At 52.0% G+C, this 23,877-nt stretch carries 19 protein-coding genes and 1 tRNA gene; 19 read left to right on the top strand and 1 reads right to left on the bottom strand.

Annotated elements, in window-relative coordinates:
- Positions 1 to 599: 599 nt before the first annotated feature.
- On the bottom strand, positions 600 to 947 hold the full coding sequence (locus B4W65_RS14890) for a nucleotidyltransferase domain-containing protein (RefSeq protein ID WP_394335459.1): 348 nt from the start codon (positions 945 to 947) through the stop codon (positions 600 to 602).
- Between the two features lie 301 nt (positions 948 to 1,248).
- On the opposite strand from B4W65_RS14890, the gene B4W65_RS14880 reads away from it, so the two are divergent.
- The 19 genes from B4W65_RS14880 (at position 1,249) to B4W65_RS14790 (ending at position 23,793) form a co-directional block, all read left to right on the top strand.
- Complete coding sequence (locus B4W65_RS14880) at positions 1,249 to 2,316, top strand: efflux RND transporter periplasmic adaptor subunit (RefSeq protein WP_158522863.1); 1,068 nt, start codon at positions 1,249 to 1,251, stop codon at positions 2,314 to 2,316.
- A gap of 8 nt (positions 2,317 to 2,324) precedes the next feature.
- Positions 2,325 to 5,462 (top strand): efflux RND transporter permease subunit, encoded by a 3,138-nt coding sequence (locus B4W65_RS14875; protein WP_088655964.1) that lies wholly within the window; start codon positions 2,325 to 2,327, stop codon positions 5,460 to 5,462.
- 19 nt (positions 5,463 to 5,481) lie between these two features.
- Positions 5,482 to 6,930: a TolC family protein gene (locus B4W65_RS14870; RefSeq protein WP_158522862.1), complete on the top strand. Its 1,449-nt coding sequence runs from the start codon at positions 5,482 to 5,484 to the stop codon at positions 6,928 to 6,930.
- Positions 6,931 to 7,200: 270 nt separating this feature from the next.
- Positions 7,201 to 7,920, top strand: a complete 720-nt coding sequence (locus B4W65_RS14865) for a hypothetical protein (RefSeq protein ID WP_088655962.1) — start codon at positions 7,201 to 7,203, stop codon at positions 7,918 to 7,920.
- Positions 7,921 to 7,976: 56 nt separating this feature from the next.
- Positions 7,977 to 8,225 carry a putative signal transducing protein gene (locus B4W65_RS14860; protein ID WP_088655961.1) on the top strand — a complete coding sequence of 83 codons (249 nt, stop codon included), beginning with the start codon at positions 7,977 to 7,979 and terminating at the stop codon, positions 8,223 to 8,225.
- A gap of 101 nt (positions 8,226 to 8,326) precedes the next feature.
- Positions 8,327 to 9,064, top strand: coding sequence for a glycosyltransferase family 2 protein (locus B4W65_RS14855; RefSeq protein ID WP_158522861.1), 738 nt, complete (start codon positions 8,327 to 8,329; stop codon positions 9,062 to 9,064).
- On the top strand, positions 9,048 to 9,728 hold the full coding sequence (locus B4W65_RS14850; protein WP_088655959.1) for a phosphatase PAP2 family protein: 681 nt from the start codon (positions 9,048 to 9,050) through the stop codon (positions 9,726 to 9,728). The genes B4W65_RS14855 and B4W65_RS14850 overlap by 17 nt, the downstream gene beginning before the upstream one ends.
- A gap of 67 nt (positions 9,729 to 9,795) precedes the next feature.
- Positions 9,796 to 10,197 (top strand): large-conductance mechanosensitive channel protein MscL, encoded by a 402-nt coding sequence (gene mscL / locus B4W65_RS14845; RefSeq protein ID WP_088655958.1) that lies wholly within the window; start codon positions 9,796 to 9,798, stop codon positions 10,195 to 10,197.
- A 73-nt stretch (positions 10,198 to 10,270) separates the two neighbouring features.
- Positions 10,271 to 10,345, top strand: a tRNA-Val gene (locus B4W65_RS14840).
- Between the two features lie 109 nt (positions 10,346 to 10,454).
- Positions 10,455 to 11,312, top strand: coding sequence for a TraB/GumN family protein (locus tag B4W65_RS14835; protein WP_088655957.1), 858 nt, complete (start codon positions 10,455 to 10,457; stop codon positions 11,310 to 11,312).
- 33 nt (positions 11,313 to 11,345) lie between these two features.
- Positions 11,346 to 11,912, top strand: a complete 567-nt coding sequence (locus B4W65_RS14830) for an AraC family transcriptional regulator (protein WP_240509587.1) — start codon at positions 11,346 to 11,348, stop codon at positions 11,910 to 11,912.
- Positions 11,913 to 11,996: 84 nt separating this feature from the next.
- Positions 11,997 to 14,459 carry a heavy metal translocating P-type ATPase gene (locus B4W65_RS14825; RefSeq protein WP_088655956.1) on the top strand — a complete coding sequence of 821 codons (2,463 nt, stop codon included), beginning with the start codon at positions 11,997 to 11,999 and terminating at the stop codon, positions 14,457 to 14,459.
- A 197-nt stretch (positions 14,460 to 14,656) separates the two neighbouring features.
- Entirely contained in the window at positions 14,657 to 15,013 is a 357-nt protein-coding gene (locus tag B4W65_RS14820) for a carboxypeptidase-like regulatory domain-containing protein (protein ID WP_088655955.1), read from the top strand.
- 204 nt (positions 15,014 to 15,217) lie between these two features.
- Positions 15,218 to 15,679 (top strand): toxin-antitoxin system YwqK family antitoxin, encoded by a 462-nt coding sequence (locus B4W65_RS14815; protein ID WP_240509586.1) that lies wholly within the window; start codon positions 15,218 to 15,220, stop codon positions 15,677 to 15,679.
- A gap of 370 nt (positions 15,680 to 16,049) precedes the next feature.
- Entirely contained in the window at positions 16,050 to 16,967 is a 918-nt protein-coding gene (locus tag B4W65_RS14810) for a DUF362 domain-containing protein (RefSeq protein WP_088655954.1), read from the top strand.
- Positions 16,968 to 16,985: 18 nt separating this feature from the next.
- A complete protein-coding gene (locus B4W65_RS14805; protein WP_088655953.1) occupies positions 16,986 to 18,644 on the top strand; it encodes a 4Fe-4S binding protein in 1,659 nt (552 codons plus the stop codon).
- A 69-nt stretch (positions 18,645 to 18,713) separates the two neighbouring features.
- A complete protein-coding gene (locus tag B4W65_RS14800) occupies positions 18,714 to 19,295 on the top strand; it encodes a hypothetical protein (protein WP_088655952.1) in 582 nt (193 codons plus the stop codon).
- 256 nt (positions 19,296 to 19,551) lie between these two features.
- Positions 19,552 to 20,790 (top strand): hypothetical protein, encoded by a 1,239-nt coding sequence (locus B4W65_RS14795; RefSeq protein WP_088655951.1) that lies wholly within the window; start codon positions 19,552 to 19,554, stop codon positions 20,788 to 20,790.
- Between the two features lie 117 nt (positions 20,791 to 20,907).
- A complete protein-coding gene (locus B4W65_RS14790; RefSeq protein WP_088655950.1) occupies positions 20,908 to 23,793 on the top strand; it encodes a TonB-dependent receptor in 2,886 nt (961 codons plus the stop codon).
- Positions 23,794 to 23,877: the final 84 nt, after the last annotated feature.

The raw sequence follows: 23,877 nt of genomic DNA, 5'->3' as shown, positions 1-23,877 counted from the left end.
ATAGCTGTAATTTGGGTTAAACATTAAGGTGCTCAAAATTAAGGAATGTTTTCCATTTGTTGCTATTTTGTGAAGTGGTTTTTTGTAGGTGTTTGTTTTTGTTTGTGTTAGGCTACAATAGGTTTATCATAACAATTTGACTGTTTGATATCTCTTGAGCCCTCTATCTTTGACCATAAGGGTGTGCAGAGTAATCAGAATCAAAGAGAAATCATAGTACTTATTTGAGAATGGTAGCATAAAATGATACTCTTATAGAATATTTACTATGCATGAATCAAAAAACGCGATCGACATTAAGTTTCTCACAGCAAGTACCTGGCCTGATAAGAATATATAGCAAAGAAAATCAGATGCAGGATATTTCAATATTTCCAGTCCTGCATTGACAATTGTTGATCTATTACACCATCAGCCAAAAATAGGAGATATTAACAGGATGCTTGCTCCAATTGAGGAATTGGCGGAAGAATTGACCGAACCGGACATATTGGACTTATTAAGCTGCTGCAGGCCAAAATTGCAAAGCCAATACAAGCAGCCGCAAGGTGTGTTGAGGCTCCTTATAACAGAGGACCTGGATATGAGCCAATGGTGCTTTAGCGGGTGCTTATTTCAATGCCCGTTTTTTTAATTTCAAGTACAAAGGGATTATCTGATATCAGGTCTTGTAAAGATAGTGGATGCGGCTCAATCCTTGAATCAAACTGTGAGGCCAGAAGCATCAATTGAACTTGGGTGTCAAACTTCTCTGAATCTTTCAAATCGCTAATTACCAGCGCAATATCTATGTCACTATCTGGCTGCTGTAAGTTTTTAGCGAAGGATCCAAATAAGTAGGCAGTAATAAATCCAGGGGTTTGTGTTGACACAGTTGAGATATACTGTCTGACTATTTTATCAATGCTTTTATCCATTGCCGATTGTTTTTTATGTTTTCGACCCAGAGGGCGGTATATTCAGGTGTGCATTTTTTCTGAAAGCTCATTTTGTAATCATCATACCGTGCATTTATATCGAATACTGGTTGTTCCATTTTTCAAAAATACAAAAAAATCATTCTAAAGCCTATGCAATTCACCTTTTCACAAGTGTCTTAGCCCCCTGTTTTTTAAGTCCAGATTAATGACAGAGACACTAATTTTATTCTTACTTTTACATATGACTTTCCAAAAGTTCGAAGACCTCGGTATGGGCATAAGTAAGAACCTTTTAAGCATGGATACTATGGACTTTAAAAGCTTGGGAGTGGCAAAGCGGCTCCCTTTGGGTTTTCTCCTTACAGCCATTGTGCTACTGGCAGGCTGTGGCAGGGGCCGGACCGACCCGCAAGGGGACTATATAAAGATGGTGAAAACGGCCCGGGCCGAACACCTTCCCACGATTCAGGAACTGCAGTTTCCGGGCATTCTGGAGGCGGAGCAGGAAGTCAAGCTGGCTTTTCGTGTGGCCGGTCCCATCTTAAAATACCATGTGAAGGAGGGCGATTTTGTGTCTAAAGGCGACTTGATTGCGGAGATGGATCCGCGCGACTACGAACTGCAACTGCGGGCGGTGGAAACGCAGGTGCAGCAATTGCAATCGGAATACCAGCGCATTAAGGAGTTGCACGAACGCCAAAGTGTGGCCGCCAACGATTATGAAAAGATGAAGGCGGGCAAGGAACAGGCGGAGGCGAGACTGAAGAATGTGCAGGATCAATTGAAGGATACGCAACTGCGCGCGCCTTTTTCGGGTTATGTGACCAGGGTGAACTACGACAATGGGGAGCTGGTGGACCGCGGCATGCCGGTGGCCTCACTGATGGCGGGTGAGCGCTTTAAGGTGGAGATTATGGTGCCGGCGGCGCTCTACCTGCAACGGGCTAAGATCACGAAAATTGAGGGCAGACAGGAAGATGTGCCGGGGGAGACTTTCTCGCTGGAGCTCTATGCCGATGCAAAGACGGCGAACAGCAGCGGATTGTACACGCTGTACCTGGCCTGCGAGGGGGAGGCGGCCGCACAGCTGGCGCCCGGAATGAATCTGTCGGTAAAGGTTTTTGTGAATACCTCGGACCGTCCGCTGGTGGGCATCCCTGCCCAGGCACTGTTCGAACGGGACGGGGGCAGCTTTGTTTGGGTGCTGCGCGATTCGGTGGTGACGGCCAGGCAGGTGGAGGTAGAAAATCTGGTACATCGGGGTCGGGCCAGGATCAGCAGCGGCCTGCAGGCCGGTGAGGAGGTGGTTACCGGAGGTCTGAACCTGCTTTCAGAAGGGGAGCAAGTCCGCGTGGTGCCGCCGCGCAGCGAATCCAATATTGGCAATATTTTATAAGCGGAACGATGCATTTATCTGAAGCGGTTTTTAAGCACACCCGGATTGTTTACTTCCTGCTTTTGGCTGTTTTTGTGGGTGGGATATTTTCTTACCTGAAGCTGAGTAAGCTGGAGGACCCGGAAATTGAGATCATTGCGGCCAATGTGATTACGGTGTACCCGGGCGCCTCGGCGCACGAGGTAGAGTTGAAGGTCACGAAGGTGCTCGAAGATGAACTGGCTGCCCTTTCGGACATCCGCAAGGTGGAATCCCGCTCTGAAGCGAATGTCTCGGTGATTGCGGTTACGCTGGAAATGACGGTTCCCCAAAAAGAGGTGCAACAGCGCTGGGAATTTTTGCGGCGTAAGCTGGAGCTGGCGGTACCCAGACTGCCTGCGGGTACCCAGACGCCGATCGTGATCGACGATTTCAACGATGTGTACGGCATGTTTTATGGGATGACGGCCGACGAGGGCTTCTCTTATCAGGACATGAATGCGTATGCCGACTACCTGCGCTACAACCTTTTGGAGGTGGAAGGCGTGAAACGGGTGGCGGTCTACGGCAGGCAAAAGCCCCAGATTACCATCGGCATCACCGGCGACAAGATGAGTCGCCTCGGTGTTTTGCCGGTTCAAATTTTAAATGCGATTAATCAACAAAGTGCCCAGACCTACTCGGGCAACTTCCGGAGTGGCGATGAGCAGCTGCGGATTCGGGTAGATCAGCAGGCGACCAGCGAGGAGGATTTGCGTCAAATCCTCCTGACTTCCTTAACGGGCGAGTCGTTTAAGCTGGGCGACATTGCTTCCATCGAAAGGGGCTATGAAGCGCCTTTGCGCAATACGCTGTTTGTGGACAACCAAAAGGCGCTGGCCATTGGCATTTCTATGGAACACGGCGAAAATATTCTGGAAGTGGGCGAAAGGGTGGAAGAAAAGATGGCGGAACTGCGTCGGCAGATTCCGGCCGGCATCGATTTCCAAAAGGTTTTCTTTCAGCCCGAACAGGTGGATGAGGCCATCAATGGTTTCTTGCTGAACCTTTTGCTTTCGGTACTGATTGTTATTGTGGTGCTGATGTTTACCATGGGGGTGCGGGGTGGCTTAATCATTGGGGCGGGATTGCTTATTACCATCCTGGCGACTTTCCCGCTGTTGCAGATGCTGGGGGGCACGCTGCAGCGCATTTCTCTGGGGGCCTTTATTGTGGCCATGGGTATGCTGGTGGACAATGCCATTGTGGTGCTCGACGGGATTTTATTGGCGCAGCAAAAGGGCCGGCGCAGCAAAAGGATTTTCACGCAGCCGGCGGTGAAGACGGCCAAACCCCTCCTGGGCGCCACCATCATTGCGATTGTGGCCTTTTTGCCTGCCTTTTTGTCGCAGGACACGGCGGGCACTTATGTGCACGACTTGTTTTTGGTTCTGGCCATTTCGCTGTTCCTCAGCTGGCTGCTGGCCCTGACGCAGGTGCCTTTGTTTTCGGCCTTGTTTCTGCACAAAAAGAAGAAGTCGCAAAAAGCGGATGAGGATGCTTTTGACAAGCCGATCTACCGCCTGCTGCGGGCTACCTTGCGACTGGGTATGCACCATCGGCGACTGACCATAGGTCTGTTTTTTATTTTGCTGCTGGGGGTGGGTTTCGCTTTTAAATGGGTCAACAAGACTTTCTTCCCCGACTTTAATTACAAGCAGTTTTACATCGAACTGGCCTTCCCCAGGGAGACCTCACCCGACCGGGTCAACGAGGTATTGAAAGAAATTACGACGCACTTCAACAGCCATGAGGAGGTGAAAATGGTGGTGAGCAGTCATGGCCAAACACCCCTGCGCTACAGTCTGGTCAGGGGCATGGCCACGGAGAATGCGGACAATTATGGGGAGTTGATTGTGAACTTTGAGGACTATGCCACCATGGTGGAGATGAAGCCGAAGTTCAGTGCCTACCTCAGGGCGACTTATCCCGAAATCGTCAGCCGCATTCGCAAATACAATTTGTCGGTGGCTTCTACCCACAGTGTGGAAGCGCAATTTACGGGGCCCGATCCGGCGGTGCTGAAACACTTGAGCCGGCAGGCTGAAGAGCTGATGCTGGCTCATCCGCAAACGGATGCCCATACCGTTTGTAACGATTGGGAGGCAAAGACCAAAGTCGTTAGTGCCGCCTACCACCCGCTGGCTGCCAACCGCTCCTGGCTGAGCCGTGGCGACCTCAGCACTTCGCTTTTGGCAGCTACCGACGGCATTCCACTGACGACCATCTACGATGGGGAGACCCCCCTGGCGGTGAAGCTGCAGGTCCGCGATAAAAACGGAGTGCCTTTTGACGATCTGAACGATGTTCCGGTTTGGGGTACCCTGCCGAATCTCACAAAGGTGAGCGACCAGTCGGTCCTCTACGAACTGGCGGCGGGTGCAACCACCGTGGAAGAAATGGTGGATGAAGTCCTGACCACCGTTCCGCTGAGCGCGGTTACCCGCGACCTGGAGCTGAGCTGGGAAGAGCCCCTGGTGCGTCGCCTGGACGGAAAGCGGGCCATTCAGGCCCAATGCGAACCCAAAGATGGCTTCAGCGCAGAAGAGCTGCAGGCCGACCTCGACAAAGCGGTGCGGGCCATTCCGCTGCCTGCGGGCTATGAATTCAAATGGGTGGGCGCCTCGGAACTGAAGGACGATGCCCTGAAAGGCATTTTAAGTTACATTCCCCTGGCCTTTGGCATCATTGTGCTGGTGCTGCTCCTGCTGTTCAACGATTACCGCCGCCCCTTGATCGTACTCCTTTGTCTGCCCATGTCGATCATCGGCATTGTTCCGGGTCTGTTGCTGACCGGGCAGCCCTTCTCCTTTGTCGCCATTATCGGGGTGCTGGGTCTGGCCGGCATGCTGATAAAAAATGCGATTGTGCTGCTCGATGAGATACAAATTCAGCTGGGGGACTGTACCACGCGTTACGAGGGCTTGCTGACGGCTACTATTCTGAGGGTGCGCCCGGTCATTATGGCTTCGTTGACCACCATTTTGGGTATGCTGCCTCTGATAACGGATCCTATGTACGGTTCCATGGCGGTGGCCATTATTGGGGGACTGATTGTGGGAACGCTCATTACCTTGGTTTTTATTCCCATTCTGTATTCCGTTTTCTATGGCATACGCATTCACTAAACGGCAAAAAAGAGACTTTATGTACTGCAAGATAATATTTGGATGGTTGTTGTTTTGGGGACTAAGCGGGGCGCTGCAGGCCCAGGAGGATGGGCTTCGGGACCGGGAGGACACGTTGCAGGCCCGGGAGGACACGCTGCAGGTGACGCTGGAGCTGAGCCGGAGACTGGCGCTGGAAAACAATGAAAGCATAAAAATAGCCGACGAGACCCTCCACAAGGCCGAGGGTGAAAAAATGGCTGCACGCTCGGCACGACTGCCCAATATTTCGGCATCGGGCTATGCTTTGTACAACAAAAACGAGTTGCAGGAAGAGCTCTATTTGCCCACGCAGGTCTTTGACCCCGCAACGGGAGAGCTCGTTCCCAATCTGGTGCTCGACCCCACCGGCAACCCGGTACCGGGTCCCGACGGCACGCCCCTGTTCCAATCCTATGCCTATCTCCCGCTGGACATCACACTCCGCGGCGGTGCCCTGGCGGGCATCTCGGCCGAGCAGCCCCTCTACAGCGGCGGACGCATTGCTGCCGCCAATAAAATGGCGAAGCTGGGCGAAAAAATGGCCCTGACGAACAGGGACCAGGAAAGGAGTCGCCTGCTTTTTGAGACGGACCGCGCCTATTACACCTATCTGGCGGTGCAGAGCAAATTGCATACGGCCAGGAAGTACAAAGCCTTACTCGGCGAACTGGTGAAGACGGTGGGCGACAGCTACGAGACGGGCATGGTAAACCGGAATGAGGTGCTGAAGGTGCAGGTGAAGTACAACGATGCCGCTTTGCAGGTGCAAAGGGCAGAAACGGGCTTGAAGCTGGCGGGGATGTCGCTGTGTCGGCTCATGGGCCTGGATTTGCATACCCCCCTGCGGGTGGAGGACAGTCTGCACATCGAAAATCAGGACAGGACGACCCGGCCTTCGGCTATAGCCACGGAAAGAAGGGAATACCAGCTGCTGGAAAATAAGGCAGAGCTGGCCCGCGAAAACATAAAACTGGTGCGCGGGGCCTACCTGCCCCAGGCGGGCGTGGCGGTGGGCTATTCGTGGTTGATGGTGGACAGGCAGGATGCCGACAATTTTTCGAGTCACGGTCTCAGCATTATGGCAACGCTTAAGATTCCGCTGACCACCTTTGGGGAAGGAAAGGGCAAAATGGCTGCGGCCAGGGCCGAGTACAACATTCGGGAGCAGGAGCTTTTGCAGGCGCAAAAGCTCTTACAGCTCGAGAACGAACAGGCCCGTTTATATCTGGCCGATGCGGCAAGTCGTGTGGAAATGGCCCGGGAGGCGCTGCAACAGGCCGAGGAAAACAGGCGGGTGAGCAAGGACCATTACGAGCTGGGCATGGAGACGACCATCGACCTGCTGGAAGCCAATGCCCAGTGGCAAAAGGCAGCGGGCAACCTGACCGATGCCCTGACCGACTATAAAATTCAGGAAAGCAATTATTTACGCCTGACAAATCAATGATGGCGGACGGCTTGCAGCAGGTCGTTCTGCAGCACCAGTTCACCTCCCCTGAGCCATTCTTTTTCACCCCCGGGGTATACCATTCTGAAGACAGGAAGTACGCATCGAACCGCCTTTCGAGCTGCTTGCCGGTCTTTTTACTTTGGGTATGAAAACACATAAACACGGAATTTTTCACTGCACACAACACTATTCTTTTACAAAAAAACAGCACACCTTTGATGAGTTGGCCCTATTTTTGTTTAAAGACCTGGGACCCAAAAATCTATCATGAAACTTCAAACAGCATTTTTGATCGTGGTGACCCTTGTGTACTTTAACTCTGCCCTGGGACAAACAACCGATAGCAGCACGCAGACCGATATTTATGTAGCACCGGACAGGCACGTGACACCTGCGCTTGAGGCCATCATTAGCCCCCCTCCTCTCATGCTAAACAGCCTGCTGGCTGACAGCCTTAAATTCAACGCGCTTGTCTTTCCCTTTTCACTTCCAGGAATTACCACCACCTATTCCACTCTTGGCGCGTATTCCCGGTCACAGCCCATCCCTCTTTCGCAATCGCTGAATTTTATTGGGAGCACAGAACGAATAATCCATATGGGCATGGGAGAATACACCTCCTTGAGTACGGCCTTGCGCTGGGCGCCCTCTGCCCGACTCTATTTGTCCGCCGGAACAAGCTTTCACAGACAGTTCAGCTATACATTTCCGCAATACAGACAAGATCTTCTGGGATTCAATTCCAGTATCCGTTACAACCTTTTTAAGCGATTACACTTAAATGTCTGGGGCCAACATGTCCTTCCTCTGAACTCTGCTACCCTTCTCTTTTCAAATCCTCTTTTTCTGCAAACCAAAGCAGGAAGTTCGATTTCGGCCCCCCTCAATTCCAACTCAAATATAAGTGTGGGGATAGAATATCAGTACGATCAAAACAAAGGAATGTGGATACCAGAATCAAAGGGAGGCGTAAAAATAGGTTTTTGATTGCACCAAATAAAGAAAAACGGTATCTTAAGTCCTGACTTAAAACGAAACCCACCATGACTAAAGAACGAAACGACGACGAGCTCATTGAAGTATATTCCTCCTCGCCCCTGGAAGCACAAATGGTGAACAGCCTTTTGCAGGATGCCGAAATAGACACTTTTATCAAGGACGAACTGATGGGAAGCATTGCACCCTGGTACGTTGCCGGAGGTGGTGCAGGGGCGGTGAAAATTGTGATCAACAGTAGGGATTACGAAAAAGCCAGAGCCATCATCGACCAGTTTGAGGCCAGCAAGGAATAAACAACAAACACATTTGGGCTGCCGTAATGCTGTTTTTTTCGCTGGGATAAATATATTTGCAAGCGACAAATTAAAACAGCATTTACCTAACACCAACAGACGTGGGGGTCCGTATCAGCGTTATCATCATTGCCTACAACGAGGAGAAATACATTTCGAACATACTCAAAGGATTAAAAGCGCAAACGCTCCAGAACTTTGAAGTAATTGTTGTAGACAGCAACAGCAACGACCAAACGGAAAAGGTGGCCAAAGGTTTTGCGGCCAACTTTGCTGAATTCAGCTATGTTAAGCTGAACGAAACCATGGGGCCTGCACACGGCAGAAATCAGGGCGCTGCCGCGGCCCGCTACGACCGCCTGCTGTTTTTTGATGCCGACACCACCATTCTTCCTCATTTTATTGCCACCGTAACCGCCGAGATGGAAAAACGCCAACTCGATTTGGCCACCTGTCCCATCCGAATTTTGGAAGGCGATTTTGTCTCGAACCTAGGTGCTTATTTCCTCAATGCCTTTATGTACGGACTTAAGCCACTGTACTCGGCCGCTTACGGCGCCTGCTTTATTTCCAATAAAAGAACGCATGAACTGGTTGGAGGCTTCGACGAGACTTTGGGCATCTGTGAAGATTGCAATTACCTAAAAAAGGCGCGAAGGAAGCATGGATTGAAGTTCGGCATACTCTCCCCCTATTTTTTCACCTCCGACCGCAGAGCCAAATCCGAAGGGGGATTGCGTTTTATGACCAAATACATTCGAATTCATCTTTACCGAATGTTGACCGGAAAAGAGGTCACCAAAAAAGAAATCGTTTACAGCTATGGAATTTATGAATAAGCTGATGGAAATAGCCGGAGAGCTGCTGAAGCTGCTGAAAAACAAGTATTTTTACTTAGGCGCAGTAGTTCTGGTGCTTGGTATCGAGCTCAACTTTTACTCGCAAAAATACTTGCTGAACTATGTAGAGAGCGGACAATCACTCCCGGTGTTGTCCGACTTGGTGCTCGACAACATTCCCCTGTGGGACATCGACTACATCTACGACATTTTCTCACTGGTCTCGCTTTTTCTTTTGGTGGTTTTTGTCCTTCACAAAGGCTACTACAGCCGTGTTCCCTACTTTTTGCTGCTTACCGGCCTATTTCAATTGGTTCGCGGTTTCTTTATTGTGCTCACCCCCTTTGGCAACCCCATGGGCTTTGACGGGACCGACGGGCCCTTTAATGGTTTTACCGAAATTGAGCTGGGTGTATATCCTTCGGGCCATACCGGCGTGGCCTTCCTGTACTATCTGCTGGTGAGGGCCAGACCCTACCGCCAACTGCTTTTGTTCTCGGTGAGCATGATTATGATTGCCCTCTTTTTGTCCAGAGGCCATTACACCATCGACATTCTGTCGGGTGTTTTCTTTGCCTACGCCATTAAGAGCTTTGGCGACAAGCACTTTCTGCAATACATGGATCCCTCGGCTAAGGCCCCTAAAAAAACAGTGGGCGACTAAAATATTTTTGCTTCTTATCAAAATATCGCCGTACATTTCATTCCGTATTAACCTTAAAATTAGGACTATGGGAATGCTCAAAGAATTCAAGGCCTTTGCCATGAAAGGCAATGTGGTGGACATGGCCGTAGGTATTGTCATTGGCGCCGCCTTTGGTAAAATTGTGACCTCGGTAGTCAACGATATCATTATGCCTCCCATCGGTCTGCTGGTGGGCGGGGTCAATTTCAGCGAACTGCAGGTTGTTTTGAAGGAGGCAGTGGGCGAGACCGCGGCAGTCACCATCAACTACGGCAACTTTATTCAGGTGCTCATCGACTTTATAATTATTGCCTTTGCCATTTTTATGGTGGTTAAGGCGATGAATGCCGCCAAAAAGAAAGAGGCGACAGCACCTGCTGCCCCGCCGGCTCCCTCCAAAGAGGAAGTTTTACTGGCCGAAATCCGCGACCTGCTGAAAAATAAGTAAGCACGGAAGGATTTAAATTTAGGCTTGCTGCTTTGCCGTTCTGAAAAAACCCCTATTTTTGCAAAACAATTAGGGGTTGTTAGCTCAGTTGGTTTAGAGCATTACCTTGACAGGGTAGGGGTCACTGGTTCGAATCCAGTACAACCCACACAGCATTAGGATAAATAAAAAATCCGGTTCTTTTTTAAGGGCCGGATTTTTTCTATTTTTAGCGCTTCAACCTTAATTATCAATTTAATTCACCCAAAAACAACGTTATGAAAAACCTAAGAACCAGCCTGCTGGCTGTACTGATCCTCCTGCTGCCGGTGCTGACCCAGGCACAGGAACAATCGCTGCTGTGGAAGGTGAGCGGTAAAGATTTGAATAGTCCATCCTACATTTACGGCACCATGCACATGCTTTGTGCCCAGGACTTTCAAATGCCGGAGAAACTGCAATCGGCCCTCGCAGAAAGTCAGACCCTGGTGCTGGAGCTGAATCCTATGGACCCGGCGGTAATGGCGGAAATGCAGCCTTTGATGATGAATCCGGGTATGGAGAACGTTTACAAGGGACTGACTGCGGAAGATTATGCCTTCATCGACAGCACCTTGAAGGTGCATTTTGGAGCGGGTCTCGATCAAATGGGCATTATGAAACCCATGGTGCTTTCTTCTATGCTGACTATGGCTGTGATGTTGCCCTGTGAGGCCAAGATATCGGTAGACGGCATCCTGGCACAACAGGCCACGGATGGCGAGAAGCCGATTCAAAGTCTGGAGACAGCCACCTTTCAAATGTCGATCTTCGATGAGATACCCAACGCGTTACAGATCGATGAAATGCTGCGCTCCCTGGGCGAGGAAGGCTTTGAGGAATTTGAGGCTTTGAAAAAAGCCTATTTTGCGGAGGACCTGCAAGCCCTGGCCAAACTCATGAACGACAATGAAATGGTACGCCAGTATGAAGAGACTTTTCTGCTGCAACGCAACCGCAACTGGGCCGAAGCATTGCCAGCCCTGATGCAGGAAGGAAGCTGCCTGGTAGCTGTGGGCGCCGGACATTTGCCGGGTGCAGAGGGACTCCTCGAACTGCTTAAAAAAGCGGGTTATACGCTTGAGCCGGTCTTGTAAATAAACAATTGGGCCCTGCCTTTCGTTTATTAGATGATGACTACCCTCTACATTAAAAATATGGTGTGCCAGCGCTGCATTATGGTGGTGCAACAGCAGATGGATGCACTGCATTTACAGGTGGCGGACATCAAACTGGGAGAGGTAAAACTGAAAGAAACTTTACAAGGGGAGCAGCGCGAAGCCCTAAAGGCGGCGCTGCTCCCGCTTGGTTTTGAACTGATCGACGACCGCAAAAGTCGCCTCATCGAAGAAATAAAGGTGGCCATCATCCACCTGGTGCACCACCAGGGGATGGACGCCAAAACCAACCTGTCGGATTACCTGAGTGCCAACTTGCAGCACGACTATGCCTACCTCTCGGCCCTCTTTTCGAAGGTGGAGGGCAGCACCATCGAAAAATACTTCATTGCACAGCGCATTGAGAAGGTTAAGGAAATGCTGGTGTACGACGAATTGTCGCTGAGTGAGATTGCCTTGCGCCTGAACTACTCGAGCGTGGCCTACCTGAGCAACCAGTTTAAAAAGGTAACGGGACTCACCCCGAGCCATTTTAAGCAGCTGGGGCGCGACCGGCGCAAAGGGCTGGATCAGGTATAAAACTTACAAAGTTTTTCAATAATAGTGTAAGACTTTTGCCGACTTTTAGGGCCAACTTTGCAGGGTACATAAAGCAAAGGAACTATGGCAACTAAAAAATCTTTTCCGGTATTAAATATGAGCTGTGCTTCGTGCGCTGCAAGTGCCGAAAGCACGGTAAAGAAGCAGGCGGGCGTACGCATGGCTACGGTCAATTTTGCCAGTGGTTTGCTTACGGTGGAGTACGAGTCGGAGCAAATTGGGGCGGAGGACTTGCAAAAGGCGGTGCAGGCGGCGGGCTACGACTTGCTGATTGAGGAGAGCGACGACCAGCAGGAACAGCTGGAGGCGCGGGAGCAGCAGCACCTTAAAATGCTGCGCAGCAAAACCCTCTGGGCCCTGGTGCTGTCGGCACCGGTAGTGGTCATCGGCATGTTTTTCATGAACATGCCCTACGCCAATCTCCTGATGTGGCTGTTTTCAACCCCGGTGGTGCTGTGGCTGGGGCGCGACTTCTTTGTCAATGCCTGGCGACAATTGCAACACCGCTCGGCCAATATGGATACTTTGGTGGCGCTGAGTACGGGCATTGCCTATTTGTTCAGCGTTTTTAATATGCTGTGGTCCGACTTCTGGGAGGCCAGGGGGCTGGAAGCGCATGTGTATTTTGAGGCGGCGGCGGTCATCATTGCCTTTATTCTGCTGGGCAAGTGGCTCGAAGAAAGGGCCAAGGGCAGTACTTCCTCGGCCATTAAAAAACTGATGGGACTGCAGCCCAAGTGGGTAAACGTGGAAACGGCGGAGGGCGAAACACAGCGGATTCCGCTCTCCCGGGTGGAAGTGGGGCAGCGCATTGTGGTGCGACCCGGCGAAAAAATTGCGGTGGACGGCAGGGTGCTGGACGGGAGCTCGTACGTGGATGAAAGTATGCTGAGCGGGGAGCCGGTGCCGGTGCTGAAACAAGTGGGCGAGCGGGTCTTTGCGGGCACCATCAATCAGAGGGGCAGCTTCCGCTTCGAGGCCGAAAAGGTAGGTGGCGCCACGCTGCTGGCCCAAATCATACAAACGGTGCGCGATGCCCAGGGCAGCAAGGCACCGGTACAAAAGCTGGTCGATAAAATTGCTGCGGTTTTTGTCCCCGTAGTACTGGGCATTGCCGTCCTTACCTTCGGGGCCTGGCTCCTGTGGGGCGGCAGCAACGGGGTGGTGCAGGGCCTGCTGGCCATGGTTACGGTACTGGTGATTGCCTGTCCCTGTGCCCTGGGACTGGCTACGCCGACGGCCATAATGGTGGGCGTGGGCAAGGCGGCAGAGAACGGCATCCTGATTAAGGATGCGGAGAGTCTGGAGCGCGCCCGGCGCATTACGGCGGTGGTGCTGGACAAGACGGGCACCATTACCGAGGGCCAACCGCGGGTCAGCGACATCCGCTGGGCCCCGGGTGCAGAACAGGAGGCCGGCGTTTTGCTGGCGATGGAAAAGCAGTCGGAACACCCCCTGGCCGAGGCGGTGGTGGACCACCTCCAAAACGGGGAAGCGCTGCGACTGGAGCAGTTCGACAGCATTACCGGGAAGGGATTGCGGGCCACTTATGGCGGGGCGACTTACCTGGTGGGCAACCGACGGCTCTTGGAGGAAGAAGGGGTGGCACTGGACGAGACCCTGGAACAGCAGGCGGAAGTCTGGACCCGCAAGGCGAGGACCGTCATCTGGTTCGCCAGGGGCCACGAGGCCCTGGCGGTGCTGGCCATTGCCGACCAAATCAAGGAGACTTCGCGACAGGCCATTGCGGAATTGCATGAGGCAGGCATTGCCCTGTACATGCTTACGGGCGACAACGCCGCAACGGCGGCAGCCGTGGCAAAGGAAGCGGGGATTGAACACTTTAAGGCGGAAGTCCTCCCCCAACAAAAAGCCGATTTTGTGGCCCAATTACAAAAAGAAGGGGAGGTGGTGGCCATGGTGGGCGACGGCATCAACGACAGTACGGCGCTGGCCACGGCCGATGTGAGTATTGCGATGGGCCGCGGCAGCGACATCGCCATGGAAGTGGCCAAGATGACCATCATCGGGTCCGACCTCAGCAAAATACCCCTGGCTCTGCGGCTGTCGCGACAGACGGTCCGCACCATTCGCCAAAACCTGTTCTGGGCCTTTATTTACAACCTCATCGGCATTCCCATTGCGGCCGGCATTCTCTATCCTTTTACCGGCTTTATGCTGAATCCGATGTTGGCCGGTGCGGCTATGGCTATGAGCAGTGTGAGTGTGGTGAGCAACAGTCTCCGCCTCAAATGGCAAAAAACAACAAGTAAGAAGCAACAACCTTTAAAATCAAACACTATGAAACAGGAAATGCAAACCCTTCGTTTTAAAACCAACCTGAATTGCGGGGGCTGTGTAGCGGCCGTGAAACCACGACTGGATGGTCTTTCACAAATTGAAAACTGGGAGGTGGACACCGCCAACGACGATAAAATTTTAACGGTAACCGCGACCGGTGCAGGAGCGGAGGAAATTATGGCGCAGGTGAAGCAGGCGGGCTTCAAAATTGAACCGCTGTCCTAAAAGTGATGGGGCACGCTTACAAAGGGGGACTGTACTACCAGGCAAAAGCCTTGATAAGAAGCAGAAATGCTTTCTTAAAGCAAGCATAACCCCTTCTTAATAATCACTTAACATTGCCGCGCTACTTTTGCCTTCGTAAGTGAACCCCAAAGGGGGTTCCCAAAACAAGAAAGACAAAAACATTAAAATAAAGCAAGATGAAAGCAAAAGCAATTTTTTTGAGCGTGGTAATGGTAAGTGTAATGACTGTTTCGGCCCTGGCTACCCAGCCTGCCGAACCTGCAGCTGCTCCGGTAGCCAACAACATCATTTCGGGTGTGGTGGTGGATCAGTTAACCGGTGAAGCACTGACCGGTGTGGAGGTACAGGTTGAAGGTACCGAGCTGAAGACCTATACCGATTTTGAGGGTCAGTTTGCCTTTGACCAGCTGAAAGCCGGCGAGTACAAGGTGAAGGCCAATCTGATTTCGTACGAAAACGCCGAAACCAAAGCCATTAAGGTCAACAGCAATGAGCTGCACGCCCTGAATCTGCAACTGAAAGCAGCCCGCTAAGCGCTAAAAAGGGATTGGTACAGCCAGTAAAACCATAACAACCACCACAGTAACTATGCTGTGGTGGTTTTTGTTTGTGCCGGCCTGCTCCAAAGCAGAAAAATATCTTTGAAAAAGCAGAACCTCCCACCTATCTTTACGTTTAAGGAAGGACACACAGGATTTCGCGGGAGGCTTTTTGATACACTTTAATGTAAAAGAGCCATGAGAAGTATTGCAACACTTATTTTATTGCTGGGCTGGTCGGTCCTGGCCCTGGGCCAGTTGACCGAAGGTGAAGACGGCAAGTACTACAACCACCGGGGGGAGCTGTACACCGGCACCTACATCGAGTATTATCCATCGGGAAGCATCCATATTGAAATGGCCGTGCTCAATGGGGAAAAGCACGGCACCACGTCGATTTACTTTGAAAATGGTCAAAAGCAGGAGTTGCGGCATTTCGATCGCAACCTGATGCACGGCACCTGGGTGACCTGGGACGAAGCGGGCCGAAAAAGAGCGGAAGCCGGCTACGAGAAGGGTCAAAAACATGGCGCATGGAGCATTTGGGATGAAAATGGGGTGCAGCGCTACGAGATGCACTACCAGAACGGAGCCAAAGCGGGCACCTGGATCATTCGCAACGAAGCGGGTGAAACGGTCAACGAAAAGACTTACGAATAAGCACCCGATTTGCAACTGTCGGCAGGCAGAACTGGTCTGTAGCTGCAGACAGAAGCGATCAGCACCTGCAGACAGAAGCGGCCATAGAAGAATCGGGACAACAGCACAAAACCGGCCCTTGTTAACACGGCGTTAACAAGGGCTTTTCTGTGGGTCAAACAAGTCCTACCACCCTGAACCTAAACACGCTACGCAGCTCCGTTATTTATAACGACTACAAATTAGTCAGGCCCCTCGCGCCCATTCCAGTTTTATTGTATTTTTAAAGGAAGGTGCAGATTATTAAGGACATGCACGTCCTGAATCAGGCTGTACAAGGACTTTCAGTCTTCCTCCCCCTGGCCCCCTGTTGACAAAAAATACAAAGGATATGAAGAGACGCGAATTTGTAGGTAAGAGTGCCGCGCTGGGCCTGGCGGGCGCACTTACGCCCATGATTGGAGGTTTTGATGCGCTGGCGGGGCGCCCCGCAGCAACGGGTCCGACCGACATGGCGGCGGTACGTGGTGGCGACCCGGTGACGATGTTCAACAAGGCCATAGAGGCCCTGGGTGGCATGGGCCGCTTTGTAAAGGCGGGACAAAAAGTGCTGGTGAAGCCAAACATTGGCTGGGATACCAGTCCCGAACGTGCCGCCAATACCAATCCCGAACTGGTGGGCCGTATTGTTAAAGCCGCTTATGAGGCGGGTGCCTCAGAAGTCTTTGTATTTGACCATACTTGCGACCAGTGGGACCGCTGCTACAGCAACAGTAAAATTGAGGAGGCGGTGAAGGCCAATGGCGGCACCATTGTGCCGGGCAACAACGAACGCAACTACCGCGAAGTAAGTATTCCCAATGGCAAGGTGCTGAAAAAAGCCAAGGTACACGAGCTGCTGCTGTCGACCGATGTATTTATTAATGTGCCGGTTCTTAAGCACCACGGATCGACCACGGTTACGCTGTCGATGAAAAACCTGATGGGCGTGGTGTGGGACCGCCGCTTTTACCACGGCAACGATTTGAGTCAGTGTATCGCGGACTTCCTGCACTTCCGTAAGCCCGACCTCAACATCATCGACGGCTACCGCATGATGACGCGCAACGGTCCGCGGGGGGTGTCGGACGCCGACCTGGTGGATTTGAAGGCGCTGATTGCGGGCACCGACATTGTGGCGGTGGATGCGGCAGCGACCCTGATGTTTGGCGCCAAACCGGCCGACATTGCCCACATACGCATTGCCGAAGCCATGGGCTTTGGCACCACCCAACTCGATAAGTTGAACATCAACCGCATTCGTGTTTAAGCAAAACCGTCCTTCGTTATGCGCTTTTATGCTGGTTTAAAAAAGGGCCGGGTTCTGCTGGCCCTGGTCTTCTTTGTGGCCACCCTGGCTTTGTTCGTCGATATCTACGAATACATTGGGGAAGCCACCTACGCTAAAATTCTGTGGCTGCAATTTGTGCCTTCGCTCCTGAATTTTACCCAAACGCTGTCCTTAGTGGCTGCAGGTGGATTTTTGGTGGTTTTGCTCTTGACCTGGTTGACCGGGCGCCTGTACTGCTCCACCATTTGTCCACTCGGCATTTTGCAGGACGCCATCAATTATGTGGCCCGTAAATTCAGTCGCAAAAGGGTCTTTTTCAAATACAAAAAGGCTAAAAGCGTATGGCGCTACAGCTTTTTGCTTGTAATGACGCTCGCCCTGGTGGCTCAGTTGGGCTTTATCGTGGCCTGGCTGGATCCCTACAGCATAGCCGGCCGTTTTTTTTCCTACCTGGTAGAACCGGTCACCACGGCCATCAACAACACCCTGGCCACCTGGTTGCAGGCGGCGGGCAATTACAGCATGCACCATGTCGACCTTTACCATGTGGACTGGCTGCCCCTGTCACTGACCCTGGGACTTTTTGTGATGATTGCCCTCATGGCCTGGAAACGCGGTCGCTTCTTTTGTAATGTGGTGTGTCCGGTAGGTACAGCTTTAGGATTGCTCTCGAAAAAATCACTGCTGCAGATCCAGTTCAAGGCCGACCAGTGTACCCTTTGCGGCAAATGTGCGGCGGTGTGTAAAAGCGAGTGCATCAGCATAAAAAATCATACGGTGGACATGAGCCGCTGCGTGACTTGTTTCAATTGCCTGGAAGTCTGCAACGACGCAGCCATGCTGCTGGGCCGGGTTAAAGGGACCAATAAAGCCAGGGGGCAAAACGCCCCGACCAGCGCAAAAAAAACGCCCCCCACAGCAACAGTTCAGGCTACTTCGCAGGTTCTAAGTGCCGCTAAGTCGCAGACGGAACACAGCCAGCAAAGGCGCCAGCTCCTGCTCACGGGTGCCGCCCTGATGGCGGGACCGGGCCTTTATGCCTTAAAAAAGAATCAGTTACCCGAAAGTCAGCACGAGCTCATCCGCAATGAGCGCGATTATTTTCCTGCTCCTCCGGGAGCCGGCAGTGTGGAGCGCTTCAACCAAATATGCACGGCCTGCTCGCTCTGTGTATCGGCCTGTCCCACCCACGTACTGCAGCCGTCCCTCACCCAATACGGCCTCGTGGGATTTATGCAGCCCTTTATGGATTACGAAACCAGCTATTGCAATTTCGACTGCCACAAGTGTGCCGAAGCCTGTCCCACCGGTGCCATTCTGCCTCTTCCGATGGAGGAAAAGCAACGGACCCAATTGGGAAAAGTGGTGTTTGTAAAACACAACTGCATTGTACATACCGACGGCACCGACTGTGGGGCCTGCTCGGAGCACTGTCCCACCAAGGCCGTAAAAATGGTCCCCTATAAAAACGGCTTAATGATACCGGAGGTGGATGAGAGCATTTGCATTGGCTGTGGCGCCTGCGAATACCCCTGTCCCGTTCCGGCCCCCTTCCGAGCCATTTATGTCAACGGAAACGGGAAGCATGTGCTGGCCAATTTGCCCGAGGAGGGCGAGGCAGCTACCGTGAGTTTCGAAGAAGATTTTCCTTTTTAAAAGCAAGGCGCCGCAATAAAAACAAAGGCTCCTGCGTTAGCCCTTTAGCGGAAAACCAAAAAATCCCTTATGCGAAAGACAGTATACCTTGGGCTCTTGTTGTGGCTGAGCGTGGGCAGCAGCCACGCCCAGAAAGCCTACATCCAGGATGCGGGCATTAAAGAGCAGTTGAATTATGTGGAGGAAGAAGCATCCAAGTGGCAGAACTATGTGATGATTACGGATGTTTGGTTCAGACAATTAAAGAAAAACGTCTCGGATACCCTCGACCTTAAAAACCAAAACATTGCCGAACTCAGGCAAACCGTTGCAGCCCGTGATTCCGTCATTGGACAACTCAACGGCGAACTGGAAAAAACAAAAACCAGGCTGGAGACAAGCGAACGCGAGAAAAACGCCTTCCAATTTTTGGGTCTTTCGATGGCCAAACCCGTATTCATCAGTCTGATACTTTTCATCATTATTGCCCTGCTGATAGCAACCGGAGCAGCTCTGTTCCTGTTTCAACGCAGCAACCATACTGCGGGCAGAACCAAAAAGGAACTGGAAAAAATGAAGGAAGAATTTGAGGACTACCGGCAGCGGGCCCGACAGAAATACGAGAATCTGGTGGTTCAGCACCACAAGGAAATTCAGAAGTTAAAGGAATAGCCGGACGCCCGGCACCAATACTCAGCACAAGGGGAGCTGCCGCAAGGCAGCTCCCCTTGCTGCTTGGCTACCTACCCTTGCTTAACCCTCCACCGCTATGTTAAGTGCAGGTTAAGGCAACCCGCGCCTTGTTAATACTTATTTAAAGCTCCCTTAAAGTTCAGGCAATGAGTAAGCACTTCTTTTGTGGTGTAAACAAAAACAAGTTTTACCGGTAACGACCGAACATCACAGGAAACCATTAAAATCGATAAAAATGAAAACAAATTGGAAATTGCTCAGCTTACTGTTTGCCACTACGGCGCTTTTTACTTTCAGCGCCTGCGATAAGGACGACGATGACGACAACAACCCCGACCCCATTGAGGAAACCGGCAATGTAATCGTTACGCAAAATATTACCGAAAACACCACATGGACCAGCGACAAGGTGTACCAGCTGGCAGGACGCATTACTGTAGTTGAGGGAGTCACCCTGACCATCGAACCGGGTACCATCATCAAAGGAGAAATGGGAACCGGAGCCAATGCCACTGCTCTATTAGTCGCTCGTGGAGGTATTCTGGAAGCAGAAGGAGAAGCCACTGCACCCATTATTTTCACTACCGTGGGTGACGAAATCTCGCCCGAAGACATTGCTGCCGGCAACTTTGGCAGTCCCAACCTGCCCAACGATGCCAACGGTCTTTGGGGTGGCGTAATTGTCTTGGGCAAGGCGCCCATCTCAGCTTCTAACGAGGGAGCCGACATCAGCGAAGTGCAGATTGAAGGTATTCCGACCTCCGACGCCAACGGCTTGTACGGTGGCGACAAGAGCGACGACTATTCAGGAAAACTGAAGTACATTTCCATTCGTCACGGCGGTGCCAACATTGGAGATGGCAACGAAATCAACGGACTCACCCTGGGTGGCGTAGGTTCAGCCACCATCATCGAAAACATTGAAATTGTAGCCAACCAGGACGACGGTATCGAATGGTTCGGTGGCAGTGTGAGTGTAAAAAACGCTGTGGTATGGAACACCGGCGACGACGCCATCGATGCCGACCAATCGTGGACCGGAACCCTGGACAACTTTGTAGTGATTGCCCCTGGCGACCACAACTTTGAACTGGATGGTCCCGAAGGTTCGTCAGACAACGGTGCCTACACCCTCAAAAACGGGGTTATCGTAGCCAACGACACCGAGATGAAGCGTTTCTCCAGCGACCTGATAAACACCGACGACAACACCAGTGTGACTTTCGAGAACCTCTTATTCACAGCCATAGAGGCTGGTCAAATGGTGAATCGCGTAAGCCACGATGTGGGTACGGTCAGCTTCAACGACATTGTATTGGATGTGGATGCCGAAAACCTGAGCACTCACTTCCCCAACGGAGAAGTACCTGAAGGTTTCAGCGCCGGAAACGCTCCCGCAAATGCCTCTGCCATCAATCTGGATGCTTTGGGATGGACCTGGACCGCACAGGCCGGAGCACTGCCCACCCTTTAATCACCAATGAAGATCAAAAACAGGGCCTAAGGCCTGCAAAATACAGGACAGGCTTGCACTTAGGGCAGGTCTGTCCCTTTGTATTACAACACAAACAGGACATCATACCATTGAACAATGAAGCACATAGGAATTGTATTATTGTTATTCATCGCTACGCTGGCCCAGGCCCAAAAAGGAACCATACGGGGAACGGTGTACGAAAAAAACACCGGGGAGACCCTGGTGGGCGTAAGCGTGGTACTGGAGGGGACTTTCACGGGTACTTCTACCGATTTGGACGGTAAGTTCTCGCTGGAGGTGGATCCGGGGGTTTACAATCTCCAGATTTCCTTCATCTCTTTTCAGCCCCTGACCATTAACGACGTGGTGGTAAAAGCCGGAGAAGTCAGCCTCCTGAATGAAATCATGTTGAGCGAAAGCTCTGTGGAACTTCAGGATGTGGTGGTTACGGCGCGGGCGCTCAGAAACACCGAGGCGGCCTTGCAGACCATCAAGCGCAGCTCAAGTGCCATGCTCGATGGCATTTCTGCGGCAAAAATGGGCCTTATTGGGGATGCCACCGCGGTGGAAGCGGCCAAGCGGGTTACAGGAGTGAGTATTGAGGGCGGCAAGTACATTTATGTAAGGGGACTGGGCGACCGCTACTCCAAAACGACCTTGAACAATGTGGAGATTCCGGGACTGGACCCGGACCGAAACAGTCTGCAAATGGATATTTTTCCCACCAACCTGATTGAGAATATGTTGGTGAGTAAGAACTTTACGGCCGATATGCCGGCCGATTTTACGGGGGGACTGATGAATGTGGAAACCCGGGACTTTCCGGAGGAGAAGAGCTTCAATGTTTCCTTCAGCACAACTTACAACCCCGACATGCACCTGCAAGATGATTTTCTGACTTACGAGGGTGGAAAACTGGATTTCCTGGGCATGGACGACGGCACCCGGGCCTTGCCTTCGGGCGCTCGAGCCGACAGAATACCGGTGCCCTACAGTGGGGTGGGCGACCAGCAGGTCGGCGATTTTGTACAAAGCTTTAATCCCCAGTTGGGCGCAAAGCAACAGAGAAATTTGGTGGACTACAGTGTGGGCCTCTCCCTGGGCAACCAGGTGAATGTGGGAGACAAAGGCGATGGGCGACTGGGCTACATTTTCTCGCTGTCGTACAAAGTCGATTACAAGCACTACAACGAGGTGCGCTACGGCAATTATCAAAATGTACTTGATGCCAACCACCTGGGCTTGCGCTATGCCACGGTGCAAGACGGCGCTATGAGCGAAGAGAATGTGCTGGTGGGTTTGTTGGGGGGACTGGCTTACAAGAACCAAAACAACAAGCTGCGACTGATGCTGATGCACCTTCAAAATGGCGAAAATCGCGCTGCCCGCTTCAACATCGACAACAGTCCCGCCGCTATTGGACAGTCGGGCTACCTGGCCGAATCGGACAACCTGGAATACAACCAAAGGGGCTTGAGCAACCTGCTTTTGCACGGTCAACATAAACCGGGCGGGGGCCAATGGGACATCGACTGGCGTTTGTCGCCCACCTTTTCGAGCTCGGAGGACCCGGACATCCGCAAATCGGCCTTCACCATTCAACCCAACGGAAACCGGACTTTCAGTGCGGGTGCAGGGGGCAACCCCTCGCGTATCTGGAGGGAGCTGACCGAGCTGAATGCCACAGCGCGCATCGATGTGACCCGCAGCTACACCTTCCGCGACCAAAAAGCAGAGTTGAAGTTCGGAGCGGTGCATAATTACAAGCAGCGCGATTACGAGATCTTGTTCTACGACTTGCAGTTTACCGCCACCCAGGTGTGGCCGCAACCCGACTTAAACACGGTGCTGTTGCCCGAGAACATCTTCCCCAACCGCCCCAACGGGGTGTATTACCAGTCGGGCAACAACAAGCCCAACCCCAACGAGTACCAGTCGGCCATCAACAATTCTGCCTTTTATATTTCCAATGAGTTCTATCCTGTGGACCAGTTGAAGGCGATTGTGGGTCTGCGGGCCGAAAATTTTGTACAGACTCACACCGGTCGCGACCAAAAATTTGCCAATGGCGATGCGGCGGGCCGCAACCTGGATGGGGAGAAGGTCTTGAATTCCTTTGACCTGTTTCCGACGCTCAACCTTATTTACCAGGTGAGCGAGCAACAGAACCTGCGCGCATCCTACGCCAGAACCGTGGCTCGTCCTTCCTTTAAAGAACTGTCTTTTGCACAGATTCTGGATCCCATCAGCAATACCATCTTTAACGGGGGACTCTATACCTATGGCGACTGGGATGGCCAGTTGAGTGAGAGTTACATACAAAATTTTGATTTGCGTTGGGAGCTCTTTTTTGAGCGGGGACAAAATGTATCGGCCAGCGTTTTTTACAAGCAATTCAGCGATCCCATAGAGTTGGTGCGCATCCCTGAGCAACAGACCAGCACAGAGTACCAACCCCGAAATGTGGGCGAAGCCAGTCTTTATGGCATCGAATTCGAATTCAACCAGGGCTTGGATCTGCTGTCGCCGATGCTGAGCGGGTTGAGTGTGAACGGCAACCTGACGCTGGTGCAATCAAAAGCTGAAATGCCTGAGGCAGAGTACAATGCACGCAAGGCCTATGAAAAAACCGGGCAAAATATAGCGCGCGAACGCGCCATGGCCGGTCAGAGTCCCTGGGTTGTTAATGCCGGTCTGGTTTATGCAGCCGCCGAAAAGGGCTGGGATGCCGGACTCTTTTACAATGTTAAGGGCCCTACCCTTTTGATTGTTGGCGCCGGCCTGTTCCCCGACATTTATCAGTCGCCCTTCCACAGTCTTAATTTAAGCCTCAGCAAAAAATTGGGCGAGGAACAACGTACCTCCCTCAGCTTTAAGGCATCCAATCTTTTGAACCAGGACCAGGAGAGCTACTACGAGGCCTACGGCGCGGCCAATGAGACCTACAGCTACAGAGCACCGGGTCGCAGCTTCAGCGTGGGACTGAGTCACCGCTTTTAACACAAAGCCGCGTTCCTAAGTCAGAATCACTTAGCTAAAAGGGCCTGTCGACAGTTTGTCGACAGGCCCTTTTCTTATTATCCC

Origin of the sequence: Geofilum rhodophaeum, assembly GCF_002210225.1 — a bacterium.
GTDB lineage: Bacteria > Bacteroidota > Bacteroidia > Bacteroidales > Marinilabiliaceae > Geofilum > Geofilum rhodophaeum.
The sequence above is the reverse complement of the archived record's forward strand: the minus strand, read 5'-3'. Positions and strand labels throughout refer to the sequence as shown.

Coding starts and splice junctions, on each gene's coding strand:
- B4W65_RS14875 (WP_088655964.1), top strand. CDS start 2,325: ATGCATTTATCTGAAGCGGTTTTTAAGCACACCCGGATTGTTTACTTC.
- B4W65_RS14870 (WP_158522862.1), top strand. CDS start 5,482: ATGTACTGCAAGATAATATTTGGATGGTTGTTGTTTTGGGGACTAAGC.
- B4W65_RS14865 (WP_088655962.1), top strand. CDS start 7,201: ATGAAACTTCAAACAGCATTTTTGATCGTGGTGACCCTTGTGTACTTT.
- B4W65_RS14860 (WP_088655961.1), top strand. CDS start 7,977: ATGACTAAAGAACGAAACGACGACGAGCTCATTGAAGTATATTCCTCC.
- B4W65_RS14850 (WP_088655959.1), top strand. CDS start 9,048: ATGGAATTTATGAATAAGCTGATGGAAATAGCCGGAGAGCTGCTGAAG.
- mscL (WP_088655958.1), top strand. CDS start 9,796: ATGGGAATGCTCAAAGAATTCAAGGCCTTTGCCATGAAAGGCAATGTG.
- B4W65_RS14835 (WP_088655957.1), top strand. CDS start 10,455: ATGAAAAACCTAAGAACCAGCCTGCTGGCTGTACTGATCCTCCTGCTG.
- B4W65_RS14830 (WP_240509587.1), top strand. CDS start 11,346: ATGATGACTACCCTCTACATTAAAAATATGGTGTGCCAGCGCTGCATT.
- B4W65_RS14825 (WP_088655956.1), top strand. CDS start 11,997: ATGGCAACTAAAAAATCTTTTCCGGTATTAAATATGAGCTGTGCTTCG.
- B4W65_RS14820 (WP_088655955.1), top strand. CDS start 14,657: ATGAAAGCAAAAGCAATTTTTTTGAGCGTGGTAATGGTAAGTGTAATG.
- B4W65_RS14815 (WP_240509586.1), top strand. CDS start 15,218: ATGAGAAGTATTGCAACACTTATTTTATTGCTGGGCTGGTCGGTCCTG.
- B4W65_RS14810 (WP_088655954.1), top strand. CDS start 16,050: ATGAAGAGACGCGAATTTGTAGGTAAGAGTGCCGCGCTGGGCCTGGCG.
- B4W65_RS14805 (WP_088655953.1), top strand. CDS start 16,986: ATGCGCTTTTATGCTGGTTTAAAAAAGGGCCGGGTTCTGCTGGCCCTG.
- B4W65_RS14800 (WP_088655952.1), top strand. CDS start 18,714: ATGCGAAAGACAGTATACCTTGGGCTCTTGTTGTGGCTGAGCGTGGGC.
- B4W65_RS14795 (WP_088655951.1), top strand. CDS start 19,552: ATGAAAACAAATTGGAAATTGCTCAGCTTACTGTTTGCCACTACGGCG.
- B4W65_RS14790 (WP_088655950.1), top strand. CDS start 20,908: ATGAAGCACATAGGAATTGTATTATTGTTATTCATCGCTACGCTGGCC.